Genomic DNA, 12,078 nt, shown 5'->3' with positions numbered 1-12,078 from the left:
CTTCCAGAAAGTGTCGGAATATTGGACACGTGAGTTTAATCAGCATGCACCGGATAATCGGTATACCCCCGACTGTCCCCACCAAACAACAATTCACCCTCGAAATTCGCCAGCGGAAGATTGTATTGAAGACGCGCAACCAGATCGGGATTGGCGACAAAAAAACGGCCAAACGCAATCAGGTCGGCGTAGCCATCGGCCAGCATTTTTTCGGCGCGGTGTTTATCGAATTTCCCGGCAACGATAATTTTTCCGTTAAAACGCTTGCGCAATGCCTGACGAAAGTCTTCAGTCACGGTCGGTGCATCGTCCCAGTCCGCTTCCGCCAGATGAATATAAGCGAGTTGTTGCTGGTTTAAAAAACCCGCAGCAGCCAGTATGGTGTCGAGAATTTCAGGGCAGGCCATGCCGCGTGCGGTAATAAAGGGCGCGAGCCGAATACCGGTGCGGTCAGCGCCAATTTCTGTTGTAACGGCGGTGACGACTTCAGTTAAAAAGCGCAGGCGATTTTGTTGGCTGCCACCATACTGGTCTGTGCGCTGGTTGGATGTGGTGCGGAGAAACTGGTCGATCAAATAACCATTGGCGCCATGAATTTCCACGCCGTCAAAGCCGGCTTGTATCGCGTTGGCAGCAGCCCGACGATAATCTTCAACAATCTTTTTTATCTCATCGGTTTCAAGTGCGCGGGGTACCGGGCAGGCGACTTTTTTGCCGCGTTTTTCCTGTTCATCGTAAATCCATACCTGGCCATCAAAGGCAATGGCCGAGGGAGCTACGGGTAACTCGCCCTGATGAAACGACGGATGAGACATACGTCCAACGTGCCACAACTGTGAAAAGATTTTTCCGCCCGCGTTATGCACAGCGGCGGTAACTTTCTTCCAGCCGTTCACCTGAGCGTCCGAATAGATGCCCGGCGTAAACGAATAACCTTTGCCTTGAGGTGATATCTGCGTAGCTTCGGTGATGATCAATCCGGCTGTAGCGCGCTGTGCGTAATAAGTCGCCGTTAAATCCGTGGGAATATCGCCCGGTTGGGCCGAGCGGCAACGGGTCATCGGCGCCATGACCACGCGGTTATTGAGTTGATGACGGCCAACAGAAACAGGTGTAAATAATGTCATTATGCAAAACCTCAAAAGATGTTGATGGATATTACTGCCAATGTTCAAGCACCACTTTGCCGATGGTGCGGCCGCTCTCTAACTGCGCATGCGCCTTGCGAAGATTGTCCGCATTGATGGGCGTGATAATGCTGGTGACTGTGGTTTTAATTTTTCCAGCGTCAATCAATTCACTCAGCTCGTTAAGTAGATGGTGTTGCTCAATCATGTCTGTGGTTTGATACATGGAACGGGTAAACATAAACTCCCACACAAAACTGGCCGACTTGCCCTGCAATTGCGTGAGGTTTACCGGATGTTTGGTTTCAACGATAGAACAGATGGTGCCCTGGGGTTTAATCAATTCACATAAGCTCGGCCAATGTTGTTCGGTATTGTTTAAACAAAAAATGTAATCCACATGCTGATGCCCGGCAGCTCTCACGCTGTTAACCAGGTCAGTGTGATCCACAACCTGATCGGCACCCAGCGACAAACACCACTCGCGGGTTTCAGTGCGCGAAGCGGTGGCGATTACGCTGGTGCTGGTCAGTTGTTTGGCAAGCTGAATCGCTATGGAACCGACGCCGCCCGCACCACCGATAATCAGCAGCGTCTTTTCAGTATCGCGATGACGGGATATACGTAGGCGGTCAAACAGACCCTCCCAGGCAGTGATGGCGGTCAGCGGCAAAGCGGCGGCTTCAGCATCGGACAGGCTCACGGGTGTACGGCCGACAATCCGCTCATCCACTAACTGATATTCGCTGTTGCTGCCGGGCCGCGTGATATCGCCAGCGTAGTACACCCGGTCGCCGGGCTTGAATAAACTCACCTCGGGCCCTACGGCTTCCACCACCCCGGCGGCGTCCCACCCCAGCACGCGCGGTTGGCTCTCGGTTTTGTCTTTGGGTGCGCGGACCTTGGTATCCACCGGATTGACCGACACCGCTTGCACGGCTACTCGTAAATCCCGCCCTTGGGGACCCGGTTTTTCAAGCTCAACATCAAGCAGTGACTGAGGATTATCGATAGGTAGATAGGCTGTTAATGCGACGGCTTTCATAGTGGCTTCCTTTTTCAGCGTATTGGTTTGGATAGGGCTAATGCTAAACCCACGGCGTACAATTGATAATTGCCATTTTTGTTGCAACACTATCAAATAATTTTTGATAGTGAGGCGTCCATGACCGGAAATTACTCCTTACAGGATCTCGACCTGGTACTGCGGGTGGCGGAGAACGGCAACATGAGCGAAGTTGCCCGCCAGTTGAACATCACCAATGCGGCGGTATCGGCGGCCATCAAACGCCTGGAAGCCAGCCTGAATGTCAGCCTGTTTGAACGAACAACGCGTAGCGTGCGGCTCAGCCCGGCGGGCCAGGCGTTTCTGCCCCATGTTCAACAGGCCTTAGGCGCCCTTGATAGCGCGGAAGCGGAGCTGCGCAATATGCAGACCCTGATTGCCGGTGAAATCCGCATGGGTTTACCTTCCGACTTCGGGCGCAACCTGATGTTGCCCTGGCTCGATGCATTTCAACAGCAACACCCAGCCGTCACCATCAAGCTGTATTTTTCTGACTTTATGCAGGATTTGTATCGCGAAGGTCTGGATGTGGTGATCCGCTATGGCGAGTTAAAAGATTCGGGCCTGGTCGCCAGGAAATTGTGCAGCAATCGCCGGACCTTGGTGGCTGCGCCCGCCTACCTCGCACAACATCCACCACTCACCTCACTTGATGATTTGTTGCAGCACAATTGCATTGTGTTTTATCGCAACGACCGGCCTTATACCAAATGGGGTTTTCATCAGGATGACAAGTGGGTTGAGGTAGATGTAAGCGGCGACCGCAGTGCCGACGATGGCGATGTGGTGAAGCGTTGGGGCGTAGCGGGGCGGGGCATTATCTATAAATCGCGGCTGGATGTGCTGCGCGAATTGCAATCCGGTGAATTGGTTGAGGTGTTGCAGGGGCGGTATATCGGCCAGGCTGCCGATATCTTTGCGGTCTTTAAAGAGCGACGTTATCAACCCTATCGCTTGACCGCCTTGCTGAATTATCTCGCGCAGGTCATGGCATAATGCCGCCACATCAACCAGACAGACGATAAAAACTATGCAGGCATTATTTCTCGGCGCGGGAGCGTCATTCGATTGTGGCTTACCATTAACCTGGGAACTCACCGCCGAAATCCGGCGTTGGCTCACACCGGAACGGCTGGCAGCCTATAACGCTGGCTGGGAAGCGCAGGGCGCGCATTGGAACGATGCTGTGATTGCGCAGGTGAATGAATGGATAGCCGATGAGGATCGCCATTACGAGCAGATTCTCGAAGCCCTGGCTCACAAAAGCCAAACCGCCGACTACGATTTTTTGCAGCGCGACTATCGGCAGGCGTACATTTTTTTTGCACAAACGGTGTATGCCTTTCTGTTGGAGCGCCAGGCAAAAAATTTTCGTTTTGCCTCGGTGGTATTAAAAGATTATGAAGGGCTAAAAAGTTTATTGGAACTCAATCGGCCGCTGTGGATTTTTTCCACCAACCAGGATGTGGTGGTGGAATTATTGGCAGCGCAATGGAAGATTCCGTTGAAGAGTGGCCTGCAACATACGCAAACGCTCACGATGGGTGATGGCGCGTCCACGCGCACAATAACCTTTGAAAGCCAGCCCAACCATCCAGAACACACACCGGATTTTTTTGCCGACGGTGAATACGGGATTAATCTGGTAAAACTCCACGGCGGGCTGGACAGTTTTTTTTCCGACGACGGGCGCCAGCGCTTAAAAGTAAAGCCCGATCCACAGCATCTGGATGATTACCTTGCCGATCTGGTATTTATCAATCAGGTCAATCAGGCGCTTACGGTCAAGCAGGATGGCCTGGTGACCAACCGCAGTTTGTATCAGGATGCCGAGGGAAAATTACACGCACTGGAGCGCAGCCTGGTGGCCGGTTATCAACATCTGCAAAACAATCTACCGCAACCCAGTCCCGCGCCATATTCGTTGATGCAGCAGGTATTGGCGGAGGTGGAAGAACTGATTGTGATCGGCAGCCGCCTGGAAATTCCGGCGATCAACAGGATGCTGGCCGACTGGTTACGTGATGACAATCATCGGTTGATGATTGTTGATCCTGCCCAGCGCCACTTGCCTAAAGTATTGCAGGACAGCGCGGGCAATATTCGCCCGGTACGCCAGGGTGCAACAGAATTTTTTCTGTCATTGAATCGCCATAAAAATGTGTACATGTCGTTGCTGCATAATTTGCAACGGAACATGCGTCGTAAAGTCCGTATGAAGCTGCTGAACTCGTTAACCACGCGGCAATAGTCGCTGGTTTAACACTTCTTTGCATAAACCGGTGTTACATAACTTGTGTTTGTTTCTCTAACGCTTAAGATCGAGTAGCGCAGTCGCAGCTGTTTGTTTCCCTGCTTTACATTCCAAAATGCATAATGAGAACCGGTTTAATGCAACAGGGCAGTCAACATAATTTCGCTGGGCGCTTTATCCTATTGGTGATCACGGTCGTGGTCGCTTTCTCACTTTTTTCCACCCCGACGCGGGCAGATGAATTCATTGAAGCGGATCATGTGCGCATTCGTTGGCTGGTGCCGGAACAGTTTGCGGAAAATCCTCAGGATAAAACCATCGGGCTCTATTTTGAGGTTGATCCGGAATGGCATGTGTATTGGCAAAATGCGGGTGATTCCGGTGCGGCGCCGCGTTTTGCGTTTACCAGCGATCAACTGGCGGTGGGCGATGCACAATGGCCCTTGCCCAAACGCTTGCCTATCGCCCATCTCACCAACATCGGTTACGAAGGCAATGTTGCTTATTTATTTCCTGCGCAGCTGACTGCCAACGCCAACAATAATGTAACCCTGGCCGCCGATCTTGAATGGCTGGTATGTAAAGAAGACTGCATCCCCGGTTTTGCCACTATGATACTGGAGCGACCTATCGCCGGGGAGCAAGACCAATGGTCAGCGGCGGATGCCGGGATTATCGCGCAATTCCAGGCGCGCTTGCCGCAACCGCCGCAAGAGGCGCCCTGGCAAATGGATTCACTGGTCTTCCATGCAGATACCGCGCAATTAGTGATGACATTACGCGGACCAAAAACCCAGGAGGTGCCGACCGCCTATCCGGTGGATGGCAATGTTGTATCGGCGGCCAAACCGGACGTGACGGAAATCGCCGACGGCTATCAATTGCGTTTTACGACCATGCCGGGTGTGGCAACGCCGGCGCAAACCGATTTTATTGTGGTGGCAGGTGATAAAGCCTGGGATTTTTCAGCGCAGCCTGTTTCCGCCGCCTCCATCGTGCCGCCCGACACACAGCCATTAATGGTGTTGTTATTACTCGCGTTTGCCGGTGGTGTCATCCTGAATTTGATGCCCTGCGTATTCCCGGTACTGTCGATTAAATTGTTTAGCTTGATTCAAACATCAGGGCGGGGTGCAGCGGCACATCGCGTGCGTGAAGGGTTTATGTATACCGCCGGGGTGTTGGCCACCTTTGCTGTATTGGGTGGATTTTTTTTAGCGTTGCGCGCGGGTGGCTCTGCCATCGGTTGGGGCTTTCAACTGCAATCGCCAGTGGTGGTTATCGCTCTGGCATTATTGTTCTGGTTGATGGCATTAAGTTTTATCGGCGCGTTTGAATTCGGTCATTCGTTGATGAACCTGGCGGGTAAAGCGAACAGCCGCTCGTCATTTGCGACGGGTGTGTTGGCGGTATTTGTCGCGGCGCCTTGTACCGGTCCGTTTATGGGCGCTGCGCTAGGTGCGTCTGCTGTGTTGCCGGCGCCGCAAGCCATGGCCATTTTCCTGGGGTTGGGTGCCGGTTTGGCTGCACCGTTTTTGTTGTTGGCCATCAGCCCGAGGTTATCTGCCTTGTTGCCTAAACCCGGTCCCTGGATGGAAACCCTGCGCCAGTTTTTAGCCTTTCCATTGTTTGCGACAGTGATCTGGTTGTTGTGGGTATTGGGGCAATTGGTTGGTGACGATGGCTGGTTAATCGGAACGGGCTTGCTGTTGTTGGTGTCGTTGGCGATCTGGTTGTTGCGGTCTCATCGAATCATCGTAAAGGCAGGTGCCGGTGTCATGGTGCTTCTGGCGATGGTGGTGGCGGTTAAGCAATTGCAGCATGCGGAAACGGCGGCTTTACCGACGGCGTCTGACAGTGCGTGGCAATCCTTTGATGCGCAAAAAATTGCGGCGGCGAGGCAAAGTGGGCAAGCAGTGTTTATTGATTACACGGCGGCCTGGTGTATTACCTGTCAGGTGAATAAAAAACTGGTGCTGGATACGGATGAAGCGAGTGCGTTGTTTGAGCAGCATGATGTGTTGCGCATTCGTGCGGATTGGACGCGTTACGATGAGGATATTACGGAGGCGTTGGCGGCGTTAAATCGGAATTCGGTGCCGGTGTATGTGTTTTATCCGGCGGGGGGTGGGCAGGAGGTGTTGCCGCAGATTTTGACGTTGGATTTGATTCGGGAATTGTTTTCCAAAAGCTAGACCGGCTGATCTCCCCCGGTACTTCTGAAAACGCGGTGAATACATCCCTGTAGCTCCCTCACGTCATCCATGACGCGAGGGTTTCAGAAGTACCGGGGGAGATCAGCCTCTGTGCGATTCTGCGAGAGGGTGCAAAGAATATTTTTTTGTTAATGAAACGGAGGCTTAGTATGAAAACGTTAAAAGTATTGTTGGGCGGTTTTGCCGCGTCGTTGGTGTTGTTGTCGGCGCTTGCCAGTGCGAGTGCGGTGCCAGGTAAGCCGGCGCCGGATTTTAGTGTGAAGGATGCGGCGGGTAAGACGCATACGCTCGCGGATTATAAGGGCGAGTGGTTGGTGTTGGAGTGGTTTAATAAAGATTGTCCTTATGTAAGGAAGCATTACGGCAGTAACAATATGCAGTCGTTGCAAGAGAAATATACCGCGCAGGATGTGAAGTGGTTGACCATCATTTCGTCTGCCAAGGGTAAGCAGGGTTATCATGAGCCGGCGGAGGCGCTGGAGGTGGGTAAGGCGCATAACTTGGCGGCGAGTGCGCCGTTCTTGTTGGACCCGAGCGGTACGATGGGTAAGGCGTATGATGCGAAAACGACGCCGCATATGTACATCATCAACCCGGAAGGCGTGGTGGTGTATGCCGGTGCTATCGACGATAACGATTCTGCCAACCCGGCGGTGATTCCGGATTCCAAAAACTATGTAGCCGCTGCGCTGGATGAGGTGTTGGCCGGTAAAGACGTCAGTACAGCGGCGACTCGCCCGTACGGTTGCACCATTAAATATTGATAGGCTTCACTTCCCGCTAAAGCGATAGAGCATGAAGCGCTCATGTTCTATCGCTTTATTTTTGTTGCACCATTGACTATTCCGCTGTTCGACCTCACTCTATTAGGCATCGCGTTTATTGGCCGCCGGCAATCCTAGATGCACAACCCTAAACAACATTCCAGACTTTCCATACCCCTGTGGCAGTGGTCGCTGGCGTTGTTGTTGGTGTGTGGTTTTGGGTTAACGGCCAACAGCCAGTATCCGGTTGCTGTTAACGACCCGTCCGGGCATTCCAATCTTGTTGCAACCCTCGATGTTCCGCTGGCTCACAGCCAGCACCTCGCGCTGGCCAAGCGTCCCAATTCCACTCAAAAGGATGAAGACTCCCCGCAGCCTTGGGGTTTGTTGCTGGTTGAGCTGCCGCATCACGCCGTAGCGCATCTGGTTTACCGTCTTCCCGGCTTGCCGGAATTCCATCCCGCTTTAAATTCGCTGGTCGAACAGCCACGCAATCCCCGCGCACCGCCGTTGGTGTAATCCCCTCTGACATAACAACACATTTGTTTGCTTTCGCGTTGCGAGGGCCACGTTGAGGATTACCCATGAAAACCTTAGCTTCACGGGCTGTGGTGTACAGCCTGATTATTTTGTTTGGCTTATTAAGTGCTCTACCTAACGCGTTACCGGAAAACATTCGCCAGAAACTGCCCGACTGGTATGCGCAAAATCAAATTACGCTCGGCCTGGATTTACGCGGTGGTTCACACCTGTTGATGGAAGTGGACACCAGTGATTTATTAAAGACCGATAACCAGCAATTGGCTGACCGCCTTACCGGCGAACTGCGTACCGCACGCATTCTTTACAACACGCCGGTGGTCACGGCCGACAGCATTAAAATCAATATTCTCGATGCGAAGCAAATGCCCGATGTCGCGCGTATGGCGCGGGTGCTGATTAAACCGGATGGCGGTATGGCGCCGGTGTATGAAATCAGTGAAGAGCAGGGCACGCTGACGATTCAAACTACTGAACTGCATCAGCGTAACCTCACCAAAGATGCGGTCGAGCGCAGCCTGGAAGTCGTGCGTCGTCGCTTGAATGAAACGGGTCTGGTTGATCCCATCATTACTCGCCAGGGTGCAGACAGCATCCTGGTGCAATTGCCCGGTGTGGATGATCCGCAACACATCCGCGATTTATTGGGCACCACCGCGCGCATGACCTTTCATTGGGCCGCCAATGAAAAATCCCGCTTGCACACCAAAGTGATTACCCTGCCAGGCCAGTTACCCAGCGAACGCTATCAACTGGAAGAACGTATTGCGCTGGAAGGCAAACACGTCAGCGATGCGCGCCTGGCATTCCATCCGGACACCGGTGAACCGGTAGTCAATTTTCGTTTGGATAAAGAAGGCGCGCGTCGCTTTGGTGACATGACTGAAAATAATATCGGGCGTGCACTGGCCATTGTGCTGGATGGCCGTGTGATTACCGCTCCCGTTATTCGCAGCGCGATTACCGGCGGCAGCGGTGAAATCAGCGGCGCCTTCACCAGTGCTGAAGCCCACGACCTTGCCTTACTCTTACGTGCCGGTGCATTACCCGCACCCTTGCATGTGATTGAAGAACGCACCGTTGGCCCCGACCTCGGCAGCGATGCTATCTCCATGGGGCTCACCACTGGCGTGATCGGTGCGCTATTGGTATTGGCATTTATGGTCGGCATTTACGGGCGTTGGGGTTTGATCGCCTGTTTCGGTTTGGCCATCAATATTGGTTTAGCCTTTGGTGTGTTGAGTTTGCTCGGTGCGACCTTAACGCTACCGGGTATCGCCGGATTTATTTTAAGTATCGGTATGGCCGTCGACGCCAACATCCTGATCAATGAACGCATCCGCGAAGAAACCCAACGCGGACAAAACGCACGCGGCGCACTGGATGCCGGTTTCCGGCGAGCTTACGGCACCATCCTGGATTCCAACATTACCTCGCTCATTGCCATCAGTTTGTTATTCCTATTCGGCAGCGGGCCCGTGCGCGGCTTTGCTGTCGCCATGGCTGTTGGTTTACTCGTGTCCATGTTTACCGCGATTTCCGTAACGCGTTTGATTATGGAATGGCGTGTGAACCGGTTGGGCCGCGAGCAATTGCAGATTTCCGGCATCAAAGTGCTGGACCGCATCAGTAACACTACCATTAATTTTATGCGCGGTCGTTTTATTGGCATCACCGCGTCGGCGATTTTATCCATCGCGGCGATTGCGCTCTTTGTTAAACCCGGTCTGGAATACGGCATTGATTTCAGCGGCGGCAGCGTTATCGAAGTGCAAGCACCCGATACATCGGTAGAAACCCTGCGCAACGGTTTACAGCAACACAACTTCCCGCAAGTTGCTATCCAGGAATTTGGTGCAAAAGATAATTACCTGATGCGCCTGCCCATGCAAGATGCCGCCGCTGTTGCCAGCGGTGCGATGGTAGAAGGTGTAAAAAATGCCGTGCTGGAAGTTTCGCCTGACGCAAAATTTCCGCGCACAGAAATCGTCGGCCCGCGCGTTAGCGGCGATTTTACCGATGCCACCATCCTGGCCATTTTATTAGCGGGCGGTGGCATGCTCGCCTATTTATGGTTCCGGTTTGAATCGCACTTCGCCATCGGCGCAACACTCACACTCGCATTGGATTTAACCAAGACCATCGGCTTTTTTGTGCTTGCCGGCGTGGAATTTAATTTAACCGCCGTCGCCGCCTTATTAGCATTGATCGGTTACTCGGTTAACGACAAAGTCGTGGTGTTTGACCGCATCCGCGAAAACCTGCGCATCACACCCGACAAACCGCTCGCACAATTATTAAATGAAAGCATTACCTCCACCTTAACGCGCACCGTATTCACCTCGGTCACCACCTTCCTTGCACTCCTCCCCATGGCCATCGCCGGCGGCAGCGCCGTAGCAAGCTTCGCACTGCCCATGCTATTCGGCATCGTCATCGGCACCAGCTCCTCCGTCTTCATCGCCGCCCCCATCGTCTACTGGATGGGCCAACGCCGCCTGCGCAAAGGCCTCAGCCAACTAAGGCCCGACGCCGAACAACGGCGCGCAATGGTAGACGAACTGCCGTAATCGTCGTGAAGAAAGCCACCTTAATCGGTGGCTTTTTTTATGGGGGTTGCACCCGAAACCTTGACGAATAGGGGCTTTCAACCTAGGTTTGTTCAATTATGGCTTCGGGAATATGAGGCGCGGAGCAAATGGCCTCCGGGGCTTATATCTGGAGTTGGCGGTAAGAAATGTCCGTAAATTGTTTGGTATCAGTGTTTTAGGGCTAACCGTGGAAAAGTTGATATGAGCCTCGGTGATTGTTTTGTAGATAGTCAGTTTTTGGAATAACGTGTCTCCAGCCTTGACGCTTCAAGGGTTTCGGCTTAGTTTTGCGAGAAAGTCGGGGTGGGATATGAGGCTCCGGGAATCGGCCTTCGAGGCTACGATTTAAATGTTAGGTGTAAATAATGTCAGACGACAAATCGACATCATTGGTAAATCTTGGTGAGCTTTCTAAGCCAGCAAATACGCTAATCGAAAAGGTATCTTCAGCTATTGGCGGTATTTTTGAGCCATGGCAGATTAAGCGTGTGGCCAAGGCCGAAGCGGAAGCAAGCTTGATTAAAGCAAAATCAGAAATTGAAATTACTGACTTGCATCGCCGAGCTATGCATAGGTTCGTGGAAGAGGAGGCGAATCGTCAAGAGAACATGGAAGAGATTACAAAGAAATCAATTCCTCACCTAGGTGCAAAGTCAAACCCGGAGAAAATGGAAGACGACTGGGTTACCAATTTCTTTGATAAATCTAGGATTGTTTCGGACGAAGAAATGCAGAGCATTTGGGCGCAAGTTCTTGCGGGTGAAGCAAACGCTCCTGGCTCATACTCTAAACGCACTGTAAACTTGCTTGGTGATCTCGATAAACGAGACGCTGAACTATTTCAAACATTGTGCAGGTTTGGGTGGATTTTCGGCAGTTTTACTCCGCTAATCTTCGACAGTCAAGAGAAAATATACAATAATGTTGGCATTAACTTCGGAAGCTTGTCACATCTCGATAGCTTAGGCCTCATCCAATTCAATGGGGTATCAGGATTCAACAGACAGAAACTCCCAAAGAACTTCACAGTGGCCTATTGTGGGCAACCTTTGTCATTAACAATGAGCCAAGAAAGTGATAATAAAATTTCCATTGGCCAGGTCCTATTCACACAGGCAGGCCAAGAATTGGCACGGGTAATCAAAGCGCCTGGTGTGGAGGGGTTCTATGATTTTGTCAAAGATAAGTGGAAAGCTCATATTCCAAATGATGAAAACACCTAACAAAGCCGTTAACGCGGACGCATTTCACGTTCGCTGCGCTCACAACAAATGCGCCGGTTACGGCTGGCGTTGAAGCTGTATAAAAACTCCGAAAACAAGCTACTTTTTGATAAAATTCGGCATCACTTCAAGGGACAATGCCATGCCAAACTTCAAGAAATATAACTACAGCCAAAGCGCGATGGTGATGATTGATTTTGAAGAGCAGCTACAGCCCGGCACCTTTGAATTTACCCTTCACAAGTTAATTGATAACCATATCGACCTGTCGGTTTTCCACGAAAAATACTCGAACGA

General features: G+C 52.0%; 9 protein-coding genes and 1 pseudogene. 8 read left to right on the top strand and 2 right to left on the bottom strand.

Annotated elements, in window-relative coordinates:
- Window positions 1-35: 35 nt before the first annotated feature.
- Both ACSV5M_RS19750 and ACSV5M_RS19745 read right to left on the bottom strand, forming a co-directional pair.
- On the bottom strand, window positions 36-1,127 hold the full coding sequence (locus tag ACSV5M_RS19750) for an alkene reductase (protein WP_439178363.1): 1,092 nt from the start codon (window positions 1,125-1,127) through the stop codon (window positions 36-38).
- A 31-nt stretch (window positions 1,128-1,158) separates the two neighbouring features.
- Complete coding sequence (locus ACSV5M_RS19745; RefSeq protein ID WP_439178361.1) at window positions 1,159-2,172, bottom strand: zinc-binding alcohol dehydrogenase family protein; 1,014 nt, start codon at window positions 2,170-2,172, stop codon at window positions 1,159-1,161.
- Window positions 2,173-2,292: 120 nt separating this feature from the next.
- Here ACSV5M_RS19745 and ACSV5M_RS19740 point away from each other — a divergent pair, with 120 nt between their 5' ends.
- From ACSV5M_RS19740 to ACSV5M_RS19705, 8 genes and pseudogenes are all read left to right on the top strand, one after another.
- A complete protein-coding gene (locus ACSV5M_RS19740) occupies window positions 2,293-3,189 on the top strand; it encodes a LysR family transcriptional regulator (RefSeq protein WP_439178360.1) in 897 nt (298 codons plus the stop codon).
- Window positions 3,190-3,223: 34 nt separating this feature from the next.
- A complete protein-coding gene (locus tag ACSV5M_RS19735) occupies window positions 3,224-4,444 on the top strand; it encodes a hypothetical protein (RefSeq protein ID WP_439178359.1) in 1,221 nt (406 codons plus the stop codon).
- A 125-nt stretch (window positions 4,445-4,569) separates the two neighbouring features.
- Window positions 4,570-6,642, top strand: a complete 2,073-nt coding sequence (locus ACSV5M_RS19730) for a protein-disulfide reductase DsbD family protein (protein ID WP_439178358.1) — start codon at window positions 4,570-4,572, stop codon at window positions 6,640-6,642.
- 170 nt (window positions 6,643-6,812) lie between these two features.
- On the top strand, window positions 6,813-7,427 hold the full coding sequence (locus ACSV5M_RS19725) for a thioredoxin family protein (protein ID WP_439178357.1): 615 nt from the start codon (window positions 6,813-6,815) through the stop codon (window positions 7,425-7,427).
- A gap of 138 nt (window positions 7,428-7,565) precedes the next feature.
- Window positions 7,566-7,946, top strand: coding sequence for a hypothetical protein (locus tag ACSV5M_RS19720; RefSeq protein ID WP_439178356.1), 381 nt, complete (start codon window positions 7,566-7,568; stop codon window positions 7,944-7,946).
- A gap of 65 nt (window positions 7,947-8,011) precedes the next feature.
- Window positions 8,012-10,537, top strand: a complete 2,526-nt coding sequence (gene secD, locus ACSV5M_RS19715; RefSeq protein WP_439178355.1) for a protein translocase subunit SecD — start codon at window positions 8,012-8,014, stop codon at window positions 10,535-10,537.
- Between the two features lie 386 nt (window positions 10,538-10,923).
- Window positions 10,924-11,781 carry a DUF2806 domain-containing protein gene (locus ACSV5M_RS19710; RefSeq protein WP_439178352.1) on the top strand — a complete coding sequence of 286 codons (858 nt, stop codon included), beginning with the start codon at window positions 10,924-10,926 and terminating at the stop codon, window positions 11,779-11,781.
- Between the two features lie 142 nt (window positions 11,782-11,923).
- Window positions 11,924-12,078: pseudogene (locus ACSV5M_RS19705) on the top strand (transposase); the annotation flags it as partial.

The sequence above is a fragment of the Cellvibrio sp. ARAG 10.3 genome, assembly GCF_051846955.1.
GTDB lineage: Bacteria > Pseudomonadota > Gammaproteobacteria > Pseudomonadales > Cellvibrionaceae > Cellvibrio.
The sequence above is the reverse complement of the archived record's forward strand: the minus strand, read 5'-3'. Positions and strand labels throughout refer to the sequence as shown.

Coding starts and splice junctions, on each gene's coding strand:
- ACSV5M_RS19750 (WP_439178363.1), bottom strand. CDS start 1,127: ATGACATTATTTACACCTGTTTCTGTTGGCCGTCATCAACTCAATAAC.
- ACSV5M_RS19745 (WP_439178361.1), bottom strand. CDS start 2,172: ATGAAAGCCGTCGCATTAACAGCCTATCTACCTATCGATAATCCTCAG.
- ACSV5M_RS19740 (WP_439178360.1), top strand. CDS start 2,293: ATGACCGGAAATTACTCCTTACAGGATCTCGACCTGGTACTGCGGGTG.
- ACSV5M_RS19735 (WP_439178359.1), top strand. CDS start 3,224: ATGCAGGCATTATTTCTCGGCGCGGGAGCGTCATTCGATTGTGGCTTA.
- ACSV5M_RS19730 (WP_439178358.1), top strand. CDS start 4,570: ATGAGAACCGGTTTAATGCAACAGGGCAGTCAACATAATTTCGCTGGG.
- ACSV5M_RS19725 (WP_439178357.1), top strand. CDS start 6,813: ATGAAAACGTTAAAAGTATTGTTGGGCGGTTTTGCCGCGTCGTTGGTG.
- ACSV5M_RS19720 (WP_439178356.1), top strand. CDS start 7,566: ATGCACAACCCTAAACAACATTCCAGACTTTCCATACCCCTGTGGCAG.
- secD (WP_439178355.1), top strand. CDS start 8,012: ATGAAAACCTTAGCTTCACGGGCTGTGGTGTACAGCCTGATTATTTTG.
- ACSV5M_RS19710 (WP_439178352.1), top strand. CDS start 10,924: ATGTCAGACGACAAATCGACATCATTGGTAAATCTTGGTGAGCTTTCT.